We start from the raw sequence: 20,034 nt of genomic DNA on the forward strand, positions 1-20,034 counted from the left end.
CAAAGCACTTTGATTTAAATCAAACAACTGCCCTTGATTGCACGATACTTTAACTTTGTTAAATAAATGTATCAGGGAGCGATATTATGACTTTATTAAGAAACCCTAAATGCTATACCGATGTATGTATTGATGGAAAGTGGTACCACTATGACCACTGCGGAACTAGGGTTTATATGTTAAAAGGCGGAGCCTCTGCTGAATTTGATCTAAACTCTGAACCTCTGACCGAGGGAGAGCTTATTAATCAAATCAAACAAATATCACCTTTTTAATGAATAAACTATTACTCTATTTCAATTGTGACTAGATCATGGGAAATTCGAAGTACTTGCAATAAATAGCTGATATTTTGGTTATTTATTGCTGTTTGAGTAATAGACATTAGCATACTACCACTACTGATATTTAACGTACTTGACTCTAATTCAGTCGCTGGTGCCACTTCGACTTTCACTCTATTCTTTTGACTTTCGCACAAATAATGCACTTTTAAATACTCAGTAAGATTCGCATCTTCATCTATCATTGCTATGCTTGAAAACTGTTTTTCAGGTGCATACTGATATTGAACTGCGGCCTTTCTTCCTTCAATGGTCCACAATTTAGTCTGCATTATTACGTATGAAAATGGCGGCAATTGTAACGTTTCTGCAATCTCTTTCGGTGCTAATACCCTTTGTGCGCTTATACTGCTTACAGCGTAATGCCATTTTTGTTTTTGGCATACCTTAGCAAAATCAGTGTCGGTTACAGGATTAAAGCTCAATGTATCTGTAGAAACGAACCAACCACGACGCTCTTCTTTATATACTTTACCTGATAGAGCTAAATGATTGAGCGCCTCACGCAGAGTTATACGTGTGGTTGAGAAAGATTCTGCAAGCACTCTCTCTGATGGCAACTTATGTCCAGATTTTAGCATTCCACTTTCTATTTGCTCTTCTATGGCGTCTTTTATCATCAAGTATTGCATTTAGTCCTCCTTAAAGCGTTGGCACATAAATGTCACTTGATAAGTAAGCTTGTAACGTTGCATTTCGCAGTAAATGTCCCTTTTTTAATAAGATCGTGACTCGTATATTTTCCACTTCCGCTTGATGTAAGTACTCTGCAATCTCTTGCTCTGTATCGACATAAAGACGCTCTGCATCACGACGACATAATTCCACAAACTCTGAAGGGCAATCATTAAAACAAATCACCCATTCTGCTTGCTGCATTAAACGTAACGATTTTAACGTTAACATTTCTGTCTCTTGATGATATTCGATCCAATTTCGTTCAGCCTTTGTTTCGATATTCGATGATAAGTACTGTGAAAATAACTGCTCTAATTCATTTCGTGTTGTTAACTTTTCGACTTCAGGAGATCGTAAAAATGTTTCCCAAAACTTACGGCGCTCGTCAACCGTCATAAAGTGTTGCTTAATCACATTTCTCTTATCAGCACCAAAATCAGCTAACATGGCAATCTTAGAGGACAGCTGCGTTTCCATTTGCTCACGTATCATTCTTATTAAGACTGGTGACGAACCACCACTAGATATTGCAACTTGCACACGTCCTCGATTTACCATTGATGGCGTAATGAAATCGCAATGCGGCGTATCATCGACAACATTGACTAAAATACGAGCGTCATGTGCATCACGATAAACTTGATGATTCAACTCTGAGTTGTCTGTCGTTGCCCACACTTGAACATATGATTGTTTAGCAAGTAAATCGCTATGATAAAAACCTTTTATATAATGAATCTTATCTTCTTCAACGTAATTCATTAGGTAAGATTTAATCGAAGGGGCCACCACGGTAATATCTGCACCTGCTTGCAATAGCATATCTATCTTTCGACACGCCACTTCCCCACCACCAATGACTAATACTGGTCGCTTTTGAATATCCATAAAAATGGGAAAATATCTCATTACTGCTCTTATCCTTAATTTTTATTCTCTGAGAGCACTATACCTTGCTTTCATAAAAGAAGGTATGTATTCACTATTTTGGTCATTGCTACTTAACAGATTCAAAAAATAAAATATTTAACAATATTGTTACATCTGTAGGCGCAAGGATAGATGAATTACACTAGATATTGCTTATATTGCAGCTAAATCAACTATTTTTATTCGAAAATATAGATATCTTTACCTATAATTTAGGCACCACGAGATTTCACAAATTGATAACAAGTATGTATATTTTTAAATACAGTTACTTATGAACTGAGCGACCCATTACCAAATGGCCAACACAACACAATAGATTGTGATCACCCAATTCAATTATGGATTATAAGGAAGAACACAGATGAAATTTAAGATTAGCTCACTCTATGCTGCACTAACAGCTTCGGCATTACTTATCTCTACCCAAGCTGTTGCTGCAAATGGTACCTTAGAAAAAGTAAAAAAAAATGGATATTTACAATGTGGTGTCAGTACCGGACTTCCTGGGTTTTCAAACCCGAACTCAAAAGGTGAATGGGAAGGAATCGATGTTGAGTTCTGCCAAGCTGTTGCTGCAGCAGTTTTAGGAGATAAATCAAAAGTTAAATATGTCCCACTTACGGCTAAAGAGCGCTTTACTGCGTTACAATCTGGAGAGATTGACGTACTTGCTCGTAACACTACCTGGACATTACACCGCGACACCTCTTTAGGTTTAAATTTTGTCGGTGTTAATTACTATGATGGTCAGGGTTTCATGGTGAAAAAAGAGCTTGGTTTAACCAGTGCAAAAGAACTTGATGGCGCCTCTGTTTGCGTTCAATCAGGAACCACAACAGAGCTTAACCTTGCCGACTACTTTCGTAACAACGGTATGGAATACAAGCCAGTTGTATTTGATACTGCCGCACAAACCTCTAAAGGCTTCGATGCTGGTCGATGTGATGTCCTAACTACAGATCAATCAGGCTTATATGCACTTCGTTTGAATCTTAAAGATCCCAAAACAGCACAAATTCTTCCTGAAATTATTTCAAAAGAACCACTAGGTCCTGTTGTTCGCCAAGGTGATGATCAATGGTTCAACATTAATAAATGGGTATTAAATACTATGATTAATGCCGAGGAATATGGAATTAGCTCCCAAAATGCAGATCAAATGTTGAAATCTAAAGATCCAAACATCAAACGTATCCTTGGTGTTGACGGACCTAAAGGTAAAGGGCTAGGCATTCGTGATGATTGGGGCTATCAAGTGGTGAAACAAGTAGGTAACTACGGTGAAATTTTCGAACGTACGGTTGGTGAAGGCTCTCCATTGCAAATCTCACGTGGTGTTAATGCACTTTGGAATGACGGTGGGTTTATGTACGCCGCACCAATTCGTTAATTAAAAAATAGTAAATGTAGATAATACAATTTTATGGGGTGAGTTTTCACCCCTTTTATGAATGGATTTAAGGTTGTAGTTGTATGTCATCAAAAAATAAAAACCTCTTTTATAATCCAATATTTCGTGCGATTTTATTTCAAGTGATAGCTGTCGCTTTACTTGTTTTTTTCTTTTATTCCATAGTTAACAATGCATTAACCAATTTAGAATCGCGAGGTATCGCTACTGGTCTTGGTTTTTTAAATCAAGAAGCGGGATTTGGTATTGGCTTATCTTTGGTGGAATATGATGAAACACACACTTATGGTCGCACATTTGTGGTTGGACTTTTAAACACTGCACTGGTCTCTATTTTAGGAATTTTATTTGCTACCGTGCTCGGATTTACAGTGGGTATTGCTCGGTTATCTAGCAACTGGCTTGTTAGCCGATGTGCCGCAGTTTACATAGAAACCTTTCGAAATATCCCTCTTTTATTGCAAATTTTTTTTTGGTATTTCGCCGTTTTACAAGCGCTTCCCTCTCCCCGTCAAAGTTTAAGCTTAGGTGAAAGTATTTTTTTAAATGTGCGTGGATTATTCCTTCCAAGTCCTATTTTTGAAAAAGGGTCTATCCTAATTGGCATGGCTGTAATTATTGCGATTGTTTTTATTATCTTTTTATCTAAATGGGCAAAGAACAAACAAGTGATTACTGGTAAGCAAACCCCCGTTATAAGATATTCACTTTTCGTTCTTATTGGTCTACCTACTATTGCTTATTTTATTGGAGGCATGCCTATCTCTATTGAATACCCAGAACTTAAAGGATTCAACTTTAAAGGTGGCATTAGCATTATTCCTGAATTAGCAGCATTAGTTGTTGCATTAAGTGTATATACCGCATCATTTATTGCTGAGATCGTTCGCTCAGGTATTAATGCGGTTAGCCATGGTCAAACAGAAGCCGCAATGGCCTTAGGCCTACCACGAAATAAAACACTAAAGCTTGTCGTTATCCCACAAGCGATGCGCATTATTATTCCTCCTTTAACGAGCCAATATTTAAACTTAACCAAAAACTCCTCTCTAGCAATGGCTATTGGTTACCCTGATTTAGTTTCAGTTTTTGCAGGAACTACGTTAAACCAAACAGGCCAAGCTATTGAAATAATTACGATGACAATGGCAGTTTATTTAACGTTAAGTCTATTGACTTCATTTTTGATGAATATTTATAACAGTAAAGTTGCACTGGTGGAGAGGTAATTATGAGCATACATCAATTTCAGCCAGATCTACCGCCCCCAGCAAATACTGTTGGCGTAGTAACTTGGCTTAAAAAAAATTTATTTAATAGTTCTATCAATTCAATTCTGACTCTTTTGATTGCTTATCTCGCGATTACTGGATTATGGAATGTCATTTCTTGGGGTCTCATCAACGCCGACTGGGTAGGAACAACACGTGATGCCTGCTCAAATGAAGGGGCTTGCTGGGTAATGATTAAAGTACGTTGGGAGCAATTCATGTATGGTTTCTACCCTACTGATGAATTATGGCGCCCACAGTTATTCTATGGATTATTAGCTATTTTCGTCGTCTTACTTGCCTATGAGCATACCCCGAAGAAATTTGCTATTTGGTTAGTATTTGTAAATATCTTTCCTTTCTTCGCTGCTTTTTTATTATATGGCGGTGTATTTGGTCTACCTGTTGTTGATACTCACCTTTGGGGGGGGTTATTAATTACTCTGGTTATTGCCATCGTGGGGATCGTTGTTTCACTTCCAATTGGTGTTGCTCTTGCGCTAGGGCGCCGCTCTGAAATGCCGATAATTCGCAGCATGTGTACTATTTATATTGAGCTTTGGCGTGGGGTTCCTTTAATCACAGTTCTCTTTATGGCTTCAGTTATGCTTCCACTCTTTTTATCAGAAGGTATGGAGCTAGATAAACTCTTTAGAGCGCTCATTGGTGTGGTTTTATTTAGTGCAGCATATATGGCTGAAGTGGTTCGTGGCGGATTACAAGCAATCCCAAAAGGTCAATATGAAGCAGCTGATGCACTTGGATTAGGCTATTGGAAAAAGATGCGCTTAATCATCTTACCACAAGCATTAAAAATCACTATTCCATCAATCGTAAATACCTTTATTGGCTTATTCAAAGATACCAGTTTGGTACTCATTATAGGTATGTTTGATGTGCTAGGTATTGGCCAAGCCGCAAATACCGATCCTGAGTGGTTAGGGTTTTCAACAGAAAGTTATGTCTTTGTCGCTTTGGTTTTCTGGGTGTTCTGCTTCTCTATGTCGAGATACTCCATCTATTTAGAAAACAAACTTCATACAGGCCACAAGCGATAATTAACAGAATTCAAGGATGTAGTTATGACAACTCAACAAGATTATATGATTAAGTTAGATGACATGAACAAATGGTATGGAGAATTTCATGTACTTAAAAACATTAATTTAGAAGTAAAAAAAGGCGAGAAGATTGTTATTTGTGGTCCCTCAGGTTCAGGTAAATCAACCATGATCCGTTGTATTAACCGACTAGAAGAACATCAAAGGGGACATATTTACGTTTCAGGTACAGAGCTGACTGAAGACCTAAAAAATATTGAAGCTGTACGTAGAGAAGTCGGTATGTGCTTTCAGCACTTTAATCTATTTCCTCACTTAACGGTTCTTGAAAATTGTACTTTAGCCCTTATCTGGGTGAAAAAAATGCCGAAAGCAGAAGCAGAGGCATTAGCAATGCAATTTCTTGAACGTGTAAAAATTCCAGATCAAGCCGATAAATACCCAGGGCAACTGTCTGGTGGACAACAGCAACGTGTAGCAATTGCTCGGTCTCTGTGTATGAATCCACAAGTGATGTTATTTGATGAGCCGACATCAGCGCTCGATCCTGAAATGGTTCGTGAAGTACTTGATGTCATGGTTGAACTCGCAGATGAAGGAATGACAATGCTGTGTGTGACTCATGAGATGGGTTTCGCAAAAGAGGTAGCAGATCGTGTGATCTTTATGGATGCCGGAGAAATTATTGAAGAGAATAATCCAATTGATTTCTTTGAAAACCCAAAATCGGACAGAACTCAATTATTCTTGAGCCAGATCTTACATCACTAAAATCACGAGGTTATTTCGTAGAGTAAGACAAAAAAGCAGTGATCGTTTGATTACTGCCTTTGTTACTGATACTTACAAAGTACACAAGCTAAGTTAATGCAGTGATGTAAAATGGTTCTAGCTCAATTAATTCAGTTCAAAAATTAGAACTTACTTGATTTTTTGAACTATAGGCACCATAACTGTCTATATATTTATGTCTGTCCATTCCAGGGGGAATACGATGAATAATCAAATGTTCGGCCAAACTCAAACACAAGAGTCGGCTCTTCAAACAAATAAAGTATTACGTAATACTTATTTCTTACTGTCTATGACACTGTTATGGTCAGCGCTTGTTGCTGGTGTATCAATGGCTCTTAATTTACCTCGTCCAGGTATTATCATTATGCTTGTTGGTTTCTACGGCCTATTGTTCCTAACAGAGAAAAACCGTAACAACAGCATGGGTCTTGTATTTACCTTCTTATTTACTGGTTTCTTAGGTTATACCATTGGTCCAATTCTAAACATGTACATTGGTGTAGGTATGGGTGATGTTATCTTAACCGCTCTTGGCGGTACTGCATTATCATTCATGGCAGCATCTGCTTACGCATTAACAACTAAACGTGATTTATCATTCCTTAACGGTGTGCTAATGGCTGGTTTCGTTGTGCTTCTAATTGGTATGGTAGCGAATATCTTCCTACAAATGCCTTTATTACACCTTGCGATGAGTGGTATGTTTATTCTGTTCTCTACTGGTGCGATTCTGCTAACAACACAATCAATCATCCGTGGCGGTGAAACAAGCTACATCTCAGCAACGATTACGCTGTATGTTTCTATCTACAACATCTTCATCAGCCTACTAAGCATTCTTGGTATTATGCGTGATGATTAATCGATAAGTATTCGATAAACATAAAAAATGCCAGTCTTCACAGGCTGGCATTTTTGTATCTATTATTCTAGAGTTCGCTCATACACCAGAAACACACTAACTAGTATACATTGAACATTCATCACTAATGTCTTCTGTCGGTAAGTAATTTTCTCTAACATAAAACTTGTTAAGTAAACGAATTACCGAGTGTTTCTTTACTGGTTTCTCATCCATTAACACATGCAGCTTACGAGCTACATTTTGAATCGTTAATAAGTTTTCCAGAGGTAAGCTTGCCTCTAAATCGTTCTTTAAACTATGAGCTTCTTCATGCCCATTAGCCACCGAAAGATAAGCCCAGATGTAAGCCACTGCATTATGAGAAGAAGACACTTTTTGGTTATATTGAGCTGAACGGTATTGTGATTCAGGGCTTTTAAGCTCTCCACCACGCTCTGTCCAATAAATCGCTTTATGGATATCTTTCTTTACTCCTATTCCATGATAGTAACAAGAGCTAACTGTAACCATAGCTTTAGGATCATCTTGATAAGCTGCTCGTAACATCCAATAAAAGCCTTCTGGGTGCCCATCTTGCTGCTTTTGGTACCATTGAGCGAGAAATAATTGAGCTTCAAGATGCTCATTTAATGCTAAGGTCGTAATCGTTTTTAACCCTAACTCTATATCTTTCTCGCAACCTACCCCTTCTAAATAAAGTTTACCTAAAATAAAAGTGGAACTTTGTTTTCCTGTAGAGTCACCTAGTCGCGCAGCCCAATATTTAGACTTTTCACTGGCTTCAGGATCATCATAATTATTATCATACAATCGAACTAACGCATAAAAAGCTTGTTGACTATTTTTCTCAGCCGCTTTGAGGTACCACTTTATCGCCCCGTTTTGATCAACAAGTTCTAAATCAGCCCCTAGTGCCAACTGTGCTGTAATATTCCCGCTATTCCCTCTATTTATTTTATCCTGTCTATCTGCTTCATCATCAAAAGTAGCTGGCGTAGATACATGCAAATCATGCTGTTTACGTCGAGCTCTTGTTAACCTTTTTTTATCAACAGAGTGAAAATGCCATATCATGACAATTAAGCAAAATACACTGCCAAAAAATAAGAACCAATACATATCAATATCATCGAAAAATGGAACACGTTTTTATAAACCTATTCTAATGATTTTCGCACTCAATTAGAATGAATACCTCTTAGAAACCTAGCTTTACCTTGCTATTTCTTATGAAAACGTACAAAACAACACAGTTTGAGTATTTTTTATTTAGAATTACTAGCTTTGTTACTGGTCTTTTAGCAAAAGTTATTACTGACAAGTTCGGAGACTACTTACTTGCAGTAAAAAGCAATCAAGGAAAGCTTCGTAAAGCAGTAGAAAAAGCATTTTCAAAAGAACGAGCAAACCTAGCAGATACAGCTGCTTTTGAAGAGGGACATGGCCCAGGGTAAGATCGTGAATATTTTTTAGTCCATTTGAGGATCGATTTGACGATCACATTTAGTTATGATTATATACTCCCTTTTTAGGGAGAGCATGATGCATATATTACTTTACGCGTTATGCAAGAGTTCAGAAAATCTAATATACTGCCTCCACGTATCGCAGTGCAAAGTCAATAAGCTTTAAATAGAAGCTCTTATTCTCAAAGAGCTTCTACGTTCAAAAGCATTATTTTATTCAATTCATTGCCTTATTATCTCTCGCTGCCTTCTAATTTTATTGATAACATATCATTCTATATTAGCTAACTCTTTGGTTCTGTAATGAAAGTAATATTAAAATCACTCCTATTATCTGCGTCATTATGCTCCTCCTTAGCGTTAGCTAATACAGAAGCACATCAAGATTACTTAAAAGGCACTGCCTATTTTAACCAAGATAACTATAAAGATGCGATTACCTGGTTAACAAGCGCTGCAAACAATGGGTCAATTGAAGCACAAAATAAAATAGGTGTGATGTACGCGAAAGGTATTGGTACTGATGTTAATACGCACTTAGCCATTCAATATTTTACTAAAGCGGCCAAAAATGAAAGCTCAATGGCTTACTATAACCTTGGTAAAGTATATGAATCACAAAATAAGTTTACAACAGCTACCAATTGGTACCATAAAGCAATTGAGATGAATAACAGTAATGCTATGAATAATCTTGCAGACTTGTATCTACAAGGAAAAGGATTAGTTCAAAATACTAATCAAGCTGAATTGTTGTACGTTCAAGCCGCAGAATTAGGTAATGCGACCTCAATGCGCAATCTTGGCTTTCTATATTTTAAAGGTATTGAGGTTAAACAAGATATGGAAAAGGCGTATTTTTGGTTTAATTTAGCAGCAGCGAAGGCTTATCCTGGAGCAGACACATATCGAGATTTTACTGGCGAAAAACTGTATAAAACACAACGAATTTCTGTACAAAATGACGCATTAGAATGGCTAGAAGAACATTCTAAATAGACCTATCCGCATCTTTTGTTATGACTTAATAGTGGTTACCTTCGTTAACTAAGGCAACCACTAACCTTATCAAGCCTTTCTACGATCATTTAAATAACGTGGCAACCAAGCTGACATCGTGATAAGCATAAATATTTGCGCGAAGTTTTCGACTGATTTTATAACTAAAACAATAACCGAACTTGCTTCTAATGCGCCTAATAATAAATCGGCACTAAAACGTATAGCGACTATCACAACTAACAAAGCACACAGAGTCAATAAACGATCTTTTGTGTTAAGTATCGGCTGCGCTTTCGATAGCGAAATGGCTAAAACTACAGCCCAAGATAACACTGCCATATATAAATAATTCATATACAGCATAATAAAGGCAATACCACTGGTTACGAACGACATAATTAACCAAAATGGCAGACCTGCTATCACACGATATAGCAAATCACCATGCTTACGCTGTAAACTCGAAAAATGGACAATAACCATCGCGCCCAGTGCAATACCTACAATAGAGTCTGTTAAGAAGTGAACGCCTAACCATACTCGTGAAATTGACTGCACAATTATCAATCCAACAAAAAGACAGGCATATCGATGTAGTATCGATGTCGATAATTGCTTTCTCTTTAATGAAAGATAAAACACACCATAAATGACAACAGAAAGCATGGCGTTCATGCTTGGCATTCCAAACCCATTAGCTTGGGTAAGCTGCAATTGCGGCAAATAAACAAACGGTCGAGGTAATGCTAACCCTTGTTTAGCTAATTCGGTAAGAACAACGCTTAAAATAATACCGAATAGTAATGTCAGTGCAGTTTCACGCCCCAAATACACCAGTGCAACAATAAATAGGAAGTAGAAAAAAGTATCTGAACTCGTTTCACTTATCATAATAAAAAACATTTTAATGCTAATATTCGCTAAAGCAGGCAAGCTGTCTATGCTTTCTCGTAATGACATTAACAATTCTAATTCTACTTGGTGTATATCTGATGCTTGAGCAACTAAATTATTAACCCAGGTAATTCTATTATCACTCTCTAACGGTTTAGCAAACCAACTCTGAAGTAACTCCAATTGTTCTGGATAACGATATTTCTCATGTTTTATTTTATAAGGTTCAGTTAAATAAACTGCTTCAGTTTCAATGCCATAATGAGGAGAAAACCACGATGGTATTCGATAAAAGCCATTACTGGTTTCTAAATCAAATACAATAATATCGGAATCACTGGTACAACGATAAATTATAGCCTTTTCATCTTGGTGTAAGATTTCTTTTGCTGTCACAACTAAGCCAGCTTCTTCCCATGTTTCTCGCTCAGCGGCTTCTCTGGCCGTTTCTCCCTTATCAATGCCCCCTCCCGGTAATGATAACTTCCCCGTAATTAACTCTTCAATCAAAACTACTCGAAAGCCATCATCAACAACGCATACCGCGCCTTTTGAATTTGGTGCTTCATCGGCTATTGCTGGTATAGAAAAGAGTGCTGAAAAAAATGTTGAAAGAAATAACATCAAAGTAAAAAACTGCTTCATATTTCATCCTCTTTTAAAGATTTACGTAAATAATGAATATGATCTTTTAAGCCTTGCTGGTTATAAAAATCTAATGCTTTTTGATTAAAATTCCAAACTTCAACAAAGAGTTCTTTTACTCCATAATCCTTTAATTCTTGCTCAATTCGTGCCATTAATTCTTCAGCAATGCCATTTCTACGATACGTTGATTCTACGTACAGCTCATCTATGGTAGCCATCATCACCGGCTTACTTACCGTTGACACTAATTCACAAAAATGCGCGGTAACAAATCCAATAACGGCACCGTTAAACTCTGCTACATATACTATGCAGTCAGGGTCATCCAAATAACAAGAGATGCTTTTCTCTTCTTCTATCTCAGAAGCCGTTTTAAATAATTCAGGGCACTGTTGATGATGCTCATCATGCAACTGATACATCATTGAATTTAAGCAAAACAAATCGATTTCTTTCGCTCGACGAATAACTGAATCCATGTTGATACCAAATAATAATAGAACGGTAATTAGAGCATGATTTATATACAAAAAAAAGCTCTTCAGAATGAGAATCTGTATTCGTTGAACGACCTATCAGTTTTGCCTAAGAATGCGAAAATATGTCATCGCATTGAACCATAAAATAATTAATCGCTCTAATTGCCGCTATTCCTTACTTTATTTTGACTATAAAAACGTTAATCACGATACACTCATTTCACTCACTACCTTATAAAATAATTAATTATGTTTTTTTCTTTTTCTCCTAAACATCGCATTTACGAATTAATCGCTTTTTTTCTGTTTATTTCAGTTATGGGGACGATTTTACTACTGACCCCTGCTCCTGATTTATTCGCATCATTACCGCCGTTTGAAAATGAACTTCTTAAATGGTTGAGTCGTTCAGCAGGTGAATACCTATTTATTATCACCTTAGCTATTCTCTGTTCAATCCCTATTATTCAGCGATTATCTATTAAAAAAATACTCTCTTTATATATGCAATTTGGCATTCTTCTCGTATTGAGTTTTATGCTTAAAAGCGGCGTGAAAGCAATAACTGAGATCCCTCGTCCATATACACAAGCCTTAGTACAAGTTGATCTTGTTGACAGTACAGAACGTTTTTACTCATTAGATGAAGACAGCAAACAAGCACTTATTAGCCATGTGGAAAACAAAGTGAGTCCAGCCCGTATTGAACAGTGGCGAGCAAGTACTAACTATTCATTCCCATCGGGGCATACTATATTTGCTGCTATTTGTGTTTTATTCTGGGGGGGATTTTTGTTACGAAATAAGCACTACATTTTAACCGCTGCTGTTATTACTTGGGGAGTAGGTGTTGGTTTTAGTCGTGTTTGGCTTGGTATGCACTGGCCGACCGATCTGATGGCTTCAATTATCAGTGCATCTATTCTGATCTTATGTGTACCAACCATCAATTTAGAAAAAGAGCCCATAGAAAAAACTAAATTTACTCCTTAGTGCTCTTCTTCACTGATTTAACCGCCATAATGCCAAAACCAATAAGTAGCAATAACGGCAATAGCCAAAGCACATAGGTTTTCGCATTTAATGGCGGTTCATATAAAACAAAATCCCCAAAACGACGCGTCATAAATGCCACCACTTCTTTATCACTCTTACCTGCTTTTATTTGCTGATAAACTTGCAAACGTAAATCTTTGGCTATTGGAGAATTTGATTCTACTAAGTTTTGGTTTTGACATTGAGGGCAACGCAATTGTTTCGCTAAATCGATAGAACGCTTCTGCTCTTGTGGTGAATTAAATTCAAACAATTCAACACTTTCGATTACCTCTTTATCCGCACCAACAAACAAGCTTGAACCATTATCAGAATTGGCCTGAACGGATACCGAGCTGAATAATACAATAATTAAGAACAGTAATTCTTTGCATTGTTTCATTATTATTCCTCAAAAAAATGAGCAAATTCACGTTGCCATTTTTTCTCATCTAAAGCGCCAGTAAAGCGATGTAATATCACCCCTTTCTGATCAATTAAAAAAGTTGTCGGTGTACCAAAAACGCCTAAATCCATTGCAAGTGATCCTCTTGGGTCAAAAATCACCGCTTGATAAGGTGATCCTGTCGTCTCTAGCACTTGTTTAGCTGCTATACGATCATCTCGATAATCTAAACCAATGATGGTTATGCCCTGCTCTTTTAATTGGTGTAAAAAGTGATGCTCGGTTTTACAAATACCACACCAAGCAGCCCAGACATTTAATAAAGTTAATGATTGCTGTTGAAATAAAGATTCATTTAATAATACAGACGTATCCATGACTTCTGGCAATTCAAAAGCAGGAACACTCTCACCCACCATCGCTGTTGAGGTGCTTGATTCTTTGGTTTCTAATCCGCTAAGTAATACGATAAAAATACCAATACATACACTAACAGCTAGGCCTACTTTCGCTATTGCTTTCTTAGAACCTGTTTTCATCAAGAGTGCCTTTATGCTTCTTCCGCTTTTTTCTTTTTAATGATGGCGATAATACCACCTAATGCCATTAAGATAGAGCCAAACCATATCCACCTTACGTAGGCTTTATATTGTAAGCGAAGTGCGAAACTACCATCTTTAAGTTTTTCACCCAAAGTTACATAGATATCACCATGCCAAAACCAATGCATCGCAGGTTCACTCATGTTCATCACACGTACTTGATAATGACGACGCTGTGGCTGAACTGTCGCTATTTCTTTGCCTTCTTCACTGATCACTAAATTAGCTTGCTCTGCGGTATAGTTCGAAGCAACCAACAAATCCGTTTCTACATAAGTAATCTCATAATCGGCTAATTTCGCAGTAATACCAGGTTCCATTTTCGCACTGGTTTCAAAAGAGTGCTCAGCATTCATTGCCGCCCCAATCATCACAACGGCAACGCCTATATGTGCCACTGCCATTCCAAGCGCTTTTCCTTGTGATTGTTTTATTGTCCATAATGAACCTCCAACAACAGCGACAGCTAATACCCAAATAATCGATGGCACAATAAATAGCTCACTGTATTGAAGTCGGTAGATAATCAACCCACAGATTATTGAACCAAGTAGCAAGAGTAAGCCGTTTCTTTTGGTCGCGATTTCTGCTTTTTTGCCCCATTGAACGAAAATTGAAACGGCCATCATCAACAGCGCTATTATCGCCATAGGCACAAACAGTAGATTGAAATAAGGAGCACCAACAGAGATATTTCCTAACCCTAAAATTTGAAAAATCATAGGATAAAAAGTGCCTAGCAACACGGTTATTGTCGCTATTGAGAACAGTCCTGATAACAGTAGAAAAAGAAAATCGCGACTCATCAACTCAGTGATCGATTTACTATTTAGCTGTTTACTTTTAAGTGCATACAAAGAAAATGAAACTAAAAGCACAGCAAAAAGGATCAATAACAAAATAATGCCACGAGTAGGATCAACCGCAAACGCGTGAACCGAAGTCAATACACCCGAACGCACCACAAAGGTACCAAGAATACTCAAACTAAACGTAAGCAACGCTAAAACGACAGAGGTTTTAAGTAGCTGTTTCTGCTTATGGCTAGCAATTAACGTGTGTAGTAGAGCCGTAGCAGTTAACCATGGCAACAAAGAAGCGTTCTCTACCGGATCCCAGAACCACCAGCCTCCCCAACCTAATTCATAATATGCCCACCACGAACCTAAACTGATCCCTGCCGTTAATAAAGCCCATGCCAGTAAGGTCCAATTTCTTGCATAACGAACCCATGTAAATGGAACTTCTTTCATCATTAGCGCTGCCAGAGCAAAAGAAAACGTAGCGGCAAAACCAACATAACCCAAATAAAGTAATGGTGGATGAAATATCAATCCAATATCTTGCAACATTGGATTCAGATCTCGGCCTTCTAATGGCGTATTTACATAGATAATAAATGGATTAGAAGCGAAAATAGTAAAAGCGGAAAAAATCACAATCAGCGTATTTAACACCAATAAAACACGAATGACATAAGCCTGTTCAATCCGTTTTCTATTTAGCGTTATAAGCCCTGCCCATAAAGTTAAGGTTAATACCCAAAACAGTAACGAGCCTTCGTGGCCTCCCCAAATAGCGGCAATTTTAAAAAAAACAGGCAGTGCAGAATTAGAATGTTCAGCAATATATCGAATTGAAAAATCATCGATATAAAAACCATAACCAAGTGCAGAGATAGAAAGAATACAGAACAAACAGCTCAGTAAAGAAAGAGGAGAAATAGCCATTGACCATTGTTCGTCACTTTTAATAAGACCATACCCAACAGAGCCCATAGCGACAAATGATAAGATCATCGTTGCTATTAACCAAAATTGACCGATTTCAGCAATCATACTGCCCCATTGATTTCCATAAAATTAAACCGATATAAAAACGCCATGCCTGTAACTACCTATATGGGAAGTAACGTTAGCATGGCGATACCACATTATACGACGGTCATTTGTCCCGCATAAAGCACAAACGTACGCAGCATTAATACACCAAGTAAACTTAGTGATGTCACAACAAAAATAAAGCCTTTGCCATGAACAACTTCTTTTGGCGCAAATGCATTAAGAGCTAATGGCGTAAGCATACCTAAGCCAATCACACCAGCCCAGAACCAAGTTCCCCAAAAACCACCACCAATCGCAGCCCATGCAGCAGCCTCGCCTTGCCCTCCACTAAAGATTAATCCCGTAAAGAAAGTGATAAGAACAAATACTTCAAACACCACAACTGGACGCTCAAAGTTATGTATCCACTTTACAGATGCACTGTGACTTGATTCTTTAAACCCAAGAACACCGAACAGCAAACACGCCGCGGCCCCCGAAGATAAACTTGAGAACAAGAATAAAATCGGTAATACCGGGTTATTTAACATTGGGTAGGTTTGTAAAGCTGATAATAAGAAACCAGTATAAGCTGCCAACATAACCGCTAGCATCGCTAAGAATATTTCTAATGCGTTCTCAAACTGTTCAATCTTCAACAAAATCGTGTCGATAAAAGCAAACTTCCCTTTTAAGAACCCCATGATCTCTTTTCTAAAAATCACTCCAATCCAAGCAAACAGTACGACCATGTATACTTGGAATAAGATAACCCCCATCGACATTACTGACGTAGGGTTAAAGAAGATCATTATTTTCCAAAAAGATAACGGTTTAGTTAAGTGGAAAATCAAAATAGTAAGACCCGCAATAATACCAAATGGCGCTAATATTGCCGTCGCCTTGATAATGCCATTATCCGCAGGGTGACCTTCAATCACTTTACGTTTTAAGTAAATAGATATCATAACCGCACCAGCAGACATACCCGCTAAGAATAGATAGATTGCAATGATCCAGTCCCATACCAAAGAGTCAAAATTAAACGCAGCTTCCCATGCACTCATCTTAAATCTCCCCTTTTTGGTTTGGGATCTTAAATAACTTAGGCTTAGTACCTAGATCCACTTTATCTCGATAAAATACGCTATTGCTTAATACCGCATTAATCTCACTGGTTTTATCGTTCAAGTCCCCAAAGATCAGTGCTTTTGTGGAACAAGATTCAACACACGCAGGTTGTTTACCTTGTGCTAAATTAGTCTCTCGACAAAAATCACATTTATCTGCTGATTTGGTAACAGGATTAAAGAAACGAACTTGATAAGGGCACGCCGCTAAACAGTAGCCACAACCGACACATTTCTCATTATGAACATCAACAATACCTGTTGCTTCATCTTTATAAGCAGCACCAGTCGGACACACCATCACACACGGCGCATTCTCACAATGCTGACATGATTTACGTGTAAAACGATAATCAACATCAGGAAACTCACCACGAGGTTCACTACGGATAATCTCTAATCGAGAAACCCCCTCTGGCACACTGTTCACTTCTCGGCACGCTTCAGTACAGGCTGTACAACCAATACAGGCCGTCTCATCATGCACCATGCCATAACGTTTTGCGCCATCTTCCATCGAATAAGCCAGTGTTTTTTTACTGCTCATTAATGAGGTTGTCGCCACTCCAGTTGTAAAGATCACCGCACCTGAACCCGCTAAAAAAATTCGTCTAGAACAACTCATACTATTCTCCTAGCTTATTTTCTTTCTGATTAAAATCAGCGTGGCAATCAACACACATCTTTATCTTTGATGAATGGTCAAAAGAAAGTACCGCTTCTTTTTCTCCATGAATAACATGACAAGATGAACAAGTTAAGTTTTTAGCATGAACATCATGCGTCCAACTCTTTTCACGTAATCTTTCTGAGGTATGACAATCTGTACATTGGCTATTAGCTTGTAAAATTTCATCGAACGAGAGGGTCACTTTTTCCGTGCCTTGCTTTGATTGTGCCGCAGAATATTTAGTAACTTGGGGTGCGCCTTCTCGATGATCAGGCCCAATTGATTTATGACACTCAACACAATTCACCTCACGTTTAAGAATCGCAAATGAATCTTCTCCGTGAGATCCTTTAAGTGTCTCTTTTTCATCTTTATGACATTGTGTACACGCATAATCGCGGTCACGAATTAATGTCACCTCATGTCGAGTTGATGAATCCGCCTTAACTTGGGGCGATTCATCTGCTGCAACATTCAGAGACAAACCATAGAGACAAAATGCGAAGGTAAGCTTCAACATTGTGACTATGGCGAGTTTGACTTTACCCATTGTATATCCTTCCCTTTCCATACTATTTGATACTGTAAAATATGAACAAATAGCAGGATGAGTAATTGAAATCCTGAAGATATTTCTTCAGCTTTTGGTATCAATTCTCATTGGATAGTTTAGCCACAACGCTTAACAAATATATTTTATATCTAAATGTATCTAGATAATACAATTTGTATCTAATTAAGATGCGCCTTCTACCACTTTTGTGATAATTATCAATAAATGATTATCTCCTTGTATTACAACAAAAATAAGAATCATTCTTCACAACACACCCCTCAAAGGCAATACTTTAGGGTTAGATAGTTTTATTGGTGATGGAGATCACTTATGTAATTTGATGTAAATCAACTCTATCTTCGATGGAAAAATACGTATCTCGCATTTACGTTACACTGAGCAAAGTTTCCAATTCTGATTGATAGTCGCTTTCACAACGCTTGGCTAAATTAATTACAAGAATTTGGAGATACCAATAGTGAAAAAGCAATGGACCCGTCGTTCAGCCGCTGCAATTGTCATGGTGACTACGTTATTATTAAGTAGCCACAGCTTTGCTGCATCTGAAAACAGTGAGCGAGTTGACCCTCGCAATGAAGCTTATGCAAAAGAGCATGCCGATCAATATGAATCATGGCGCTCTACCTCTGATAGCGTACAAATTGAAGATGCATTAGCCGAAGATCCAAATATGGTGATCATGTGGGCAGGTTATGGTTTTGCTAAAGACTATAACAAAGCACGTGGCCACTTTTATGCGATTGATGATGTAAGACAAACCCTCCGCACTGCAGGCCCTACCGATGAAAACTCTGGCCCAATGCCAATGGCATGTTGGAGCTGTAAAAGCCCTGATGTTGGCCGTGTAATCGAAGAGAAAGGCGAAGATGGCTATTTCTCAGGTAAATGGGCGCGTCTAGGTAGCGAAATTCAAAACCCAATTGGCTGTGCCGATTGTCATGACACTCGTAGTGAAGGCTTTAAAAATGGCGAACCCGCTTTAGCGATTACTAAACCTTATGTTGAACGTGCAATGGATGCGATTGGTAAACCTTTTGGGGATCAATCTCGTTTAGACCAACAAGCTGCTGTTTGTGGTCAATGTCACGTTGAATACTACTTCACAGGAAAAACCAAAGCCGTCAAATTCCCTTGGGATAAAGGCACCACGGTTGATGAAATGGAAGAGTACTATGACGAAATTGGCTTTAAAGACTGGACACATAAAGTATCTAAAGCGCCAATGCTAAAAGCACAACATCCAGGTTATGAAACTTGGCGTGATGGTATCCATGGCAAAAACAACGTAACTTGTGTTGATTGTCATATGCCAAAAGTGAAAAAAGAAGATGGCACCGTTTATACTGATCATAAAGTCGGTAACCCATTCGATCGCTTTGAAGATACCTGCGCAAACTGTCATACACAATCTAAAGAAATGCTACAAGGTGTTGTTGCTAGTCGTAAAGCACAAGTACTTAAAATGAAGCTAACCGCTGAACGTCAAATCGTGGCCGCTCACTTTGAAGCTGGGGCTGCATGGGATGCTGGTGCAACTGAAAAAGAAATGGAGCCAATCCTACAAGATATTCGTCATGCACAATGGCGCTGGGATTATGCGATTGCTTCACATGGTGTTCATATGCATGCACCTGAAGTTGCTCTAGAAGTATTAGGGACTGCGGTTGATAAAGCGGCAGATGCTCGTACCAAACTGATCCGTCTATTAGCGAAAAAAGGGATTACGAACCCTATCGCTATACCAGACATTTCAACCAAAGCGGCGGCACAAAAAGCATTGGGTATGGATATGAAAGGTATGGAAGCTGAGAAGAAACACTTCTTAGAAACCGTGGTTCCTCAATGGGAAAACCAAGCAAAAGAACGTGAATCAACCGATTATGCGCCAATAAAATAATCGTCAAATAAAGAGCTAAATCTCATTAGCTAAATACCAATAAATAA

Annotated in this window: 20 protein-coding genes and 1 pseudogene; 10 read left to right on the top strand and 11 right to left on the bottom strand. The window is 38.1% G+C overall.

What is annotated here, in order from left to right; genetic code table 11:
- Positions 1 to 86 precede the first annotated feature (86 nt).
- Positions 87 to 275, top strand: coding sequence for a hypothetical protein (locus tag F8B77_RS14370; protein WP_130045603.1), 189 nt, complete (start codon positions 87 to 89; stop codon positions 273 to 275).
- A gap of 11 nt (positions 276 to 286) precedes the next feature.
- Here F8B77_RS14370 and F8B77_RS14375 read toward each other — a convergent pair whose 3' ends face one another.
- Both F8B77_RS14375 and F8B77_RS14380 read right to left on the bottom strand, forming a co-directional pair.
- The gene (locus F8B77_RS14375) at positions 287 to 976 is read right to left on the bottom strand and encodes a GntR family transcriptional regulator (RefSeq protein WP_151656039.1); all 690 of its coding nucleotides are present in this window, start codon (positions 974 to 976) and stop codon (positions 287 to 289) included.
- 10 nt (positions 977 to 986) lie between these two features.
- Positions 987 to 1,931, bottom strand: a complete 945-nt coding sequence (locus tag F8B77_RS14380; protein WP_151656041.1) for a precorrin-2 dehydrogenase/sirohydrochlorin ferrochelatase family protein — start codon at positions 1,929 to 1,931, stop codon at positions 987 to 989.
- A gap of 385 nt (positions 1,932 to 2,316) precedes the next feature.
- On the opposite strand from F8B77_RS14380, the gene F8B77_RS14385 reads away from it, so the two are divergent.
- The 5 genes from F8B77_RS14385 to F8B77_RS14405 all read left to right on the top strand — a co-directional run bounded on the left by F8B77_RS14385 (position 2,317) and on the right by F8B77_RS14405 (position 7,355).
- Positions 2,317 to 3,345, top strand: coding sequence for an amino acid ABC transporter substrate-binding protein (locus F8B77_RS14385; RefSeq protein ID WP_151656043.1), 1,029 nt, complete (start codon positions 2,317 to 2,319; stop codon positions 3,343 to 3,345).
- An 83-nt stretch (positions 3,346 to 3,428) separates the two neighbouring features.
- Positions 3,429 to 4,595: an amino acid ABC transporter permease gene (locus tag F8B77_RS14390; protein ID WP_151656045.1), complete on the top strand. Its 1,167-nt coding sequence runs from the start codon at positions 3,429 to 3,431 to the stop codon at positions 4,593 to 4,595.
- Between the two features lie 2 nt (positions 4,596 to 4,597).
- Positions 4,598 to 5,695 (top strand): amino acid ABC transporter permease, encoded by a 1,098-nt coding sequence (locus F8B77_RS14395; protein ID WP_151656047.1) that lies wholly within the window; start codon positions 4,598 to 4,600, stop codon positions 5,693 to 5,695.
- Between the two features lie 24 nt (positions 5,696 to 5,719).
- Complete coding sequence (locus tag F8B77_RS14400; protein WP_151656049.1) at positions 5,720 to 6,469, top strand: amino acid ABC transporter ATP-binding protein; 750 nt, start codon at positions 5,720 to 5,722, stop codon at positions 6,467 to 6,469.
- 223 nt (positions 6,470 to 6,692) lie between these two features.
- Positions 6,693 to 7,355 (top strand): Bax inhibitor-1/YccA family protein, encoded by a 663-nt coding sequence (locus F8B77_RS14405; RefSeq protein ID WP_151656051.1) that lies wholly within the window; start codon positions 6,693 to 6,695, stop codon positions 7,353 to 7,355.
- Positions 7,356 to 7,451: 96 nt separating this feature from the next.
- On the opposite strand, the gene F8B77_RS14410 is transcribed toward F8B77_RS14405, so the two are convergent.
- Positions 7,452 to 8,477 (bottom strand): tetratricopeptide repeat protein, encoded by a 1,026-nt coding sequence (locus tag F8B77_RS14410; RefSeq protein WP_151656053.1) that lies wholly within the window; start codon positions 8,475 to 8,477, stop codon positions 7,452 to 7,454.
- 179 nt (positions 8,478 to 8,656) lie between these two features.
- On the opposite strand from F8B77_RS14410, the pseudogene F8B77_RS14415 reads away from it, so the two are divergent.
- Both F8B77_RS14415 and F8B77_RS14420 read left to right on the top strand, forming a co-directional pair.
- A pseudogene (locus tag F8B77_RS14415) lies at positions 8,657 to 8,803 on the top strand (ISAs1 family transposase); the annotation flags it as partial.
- A 324-nt stretch (positions 8,804 to 9,127) separates the two neighbouring features.
- Complete coding sequence (locus F8B77_RS14420; protein ID WP_151656057.1) at positions 9,128 to 9,823, top strand: tetratricopeptide repeat protein; 696 nt, start codon at positions 9,128 to 9,130, stop codon at positions 9,821 to 9,823.
- A gap of 69 nt (positions 9,824 to 9,892) precedes the next feature.
- Here F8B77_RS14420 and F8B77_RS14425 read toward each other — a convergent pair whose 3' ends face one another.
- On the bottom strand, positions 9,893 to 11,365 hold the full coding sequence (locus tag F8B77_RS14425) for a bifunctional NUDIX hydrolase/phosphatase PAP2 family protein (protein ID WP_244298265.1): 1,473 nt from the start codon (positions 11,363 to 11,365) through the stop codon (positions 9,893 to 9,895).
- Complete coding sequence (locus tag F8B77_RS14430) at positions 11,362 to 11,847, bottom strand: GNAT family N-acetyltransferase (protein ID WP_151656059.1); 486 nt, start codon at positions 11,845 to 11,847, stop codon at positions 11,362 to 11,364. Before F8B77_RS14430 ends, F8B77_RS14425 begins: the two co-directional genes overlap by 4 nt.
- A 249-nt stretch (positions 11,848 to 12,096) precedes the next feature.
- Between F8B77_RS14430 and F8B77_RS14435 the strand changes: the two genes are divergently transcribed.
- Positions 12,097 to 12,840, top strand: a complete 744-nt coding sequence (locus F8B77_RS14435; RefSeq protein WP_151656061.1) for a phosphatase PAP2 family protein — start codon at positions 12,097 to 12,099, stop codon at positions 12,838 to 12,840.
- Here F8B77_RS14435 and nrfF read toward each other — a convergent pair.
- From nrfF to nrfB, 6 genes are all read right to left on the bottom strand, one after another.
- Complete coding sequence (gene nrfF, locus F8B77_RS14440; protein WP_151656063.1) at positions 12,830 to 13,285, bottom strand: heme lyase NrfEFG subunit NrfF; 456 nt, start codon at positions 13,283 to 13,285, stop codon at positions 12,830 to 12,832. The genes F8B77_RS14435 and nrfF overlap by 11 nt on opposite strands.
- A 2-nt stretch (positions 13,286 to 13,287) precedes the next feature.
- Positions 13,288 to 13,827 carry a DsbE family thiol:disulfide interchange protein gene (locus F8B77_RS14445; RefSeq protein ID WP_151656065.1) on the bottom strand — a complete coding sequence of 180 codons (540 nt, stop codon included), beginning with the start codon at positions 13,825 to 13,827 and terminating at the stop codon, positions 13,288 to 13,290.
- Positions 13,828 to 13,838: 11 nt separating this feature from the next.
- Complete coding sequence (locus F8B77_RS14450; RefSeq protein WP_151656067.1) at positions 13,839 to 15,728, bottom strand: heme lyase CcmF/NrfE family subunit; 1,890 nt, start codon at positions 15,726 to 15,728, stop codon at positions 13,839 to 13,841.
- 95 nt (positions 15,729 to 15,823) lie between these two features.
- On the bottom strand, positions 15,824 to 16,780 hold the full coding sequence (gene nrfD / locus F8B77_RS14455) for a cytochrome c nitrite reductase subunit NrfD (protein WP_151656069.1): 957 nt from the start codon (positions 16,778 to 16,780) through the stop codon (positions 15,824 to 15,826).
- Between the two features lies 1 nt (position 16,781).
- Positions 16,782 to 17,468: a cytochrome c nitrite reductase Fe-S protein gene (gene nrfC, locus F8B77_RS14460; RefSeq protein WP_151656071.1), complete on the bottom strand. Its 687-nt coding sequence runs from the start codon at positions 17,466 to 17,468 to the stop codon at positions 16,782 to 16,784.
- A gap of 1 nt (position 17,469) precedes the next feature.
- Positions 17,470 to 18,063 (bottom strand): cytochrome c nitrite reductase pentaheme subunit, encoded by a 594-nt coding sequence (nrfB, locus tag F8B77_RS14465; protein ID WP_151656073.1) that lies wholly within the window; start codon positions 18,061 to 18,063, stop codon positions 17,470 to 17,472.
- Between the two features lie 484 nt (positions 18,064 to 18,547).
- Here nrfB and nrfA point away from each other — a divergent pair, with 484 nt between their 5' ends.
- Entirely contained in the window at positions 18,548 to 19,987 is a 1,440-nt protein-coding gene (nrfA, locus tag F8B77_RS14470; RefSeq protein ID WP_151656076.1) for an ammonia-forming nitrite reductase cytochrome c552 subunit, read from the top strand.
- Positions 19,988 to 20,034 lie beyond the last annotated feature (47 nt).

Origin of the sequence: Aliivibrio finisterrensis (assembly GCF_008933155.1) — a bacterium.
GTDB lineage: Bacteria > Pseudomonadota > Gammaproteobacteria > Enterobacterales > Vibrionaceae > Aliivibrio > Aliivibrio finisterrensis.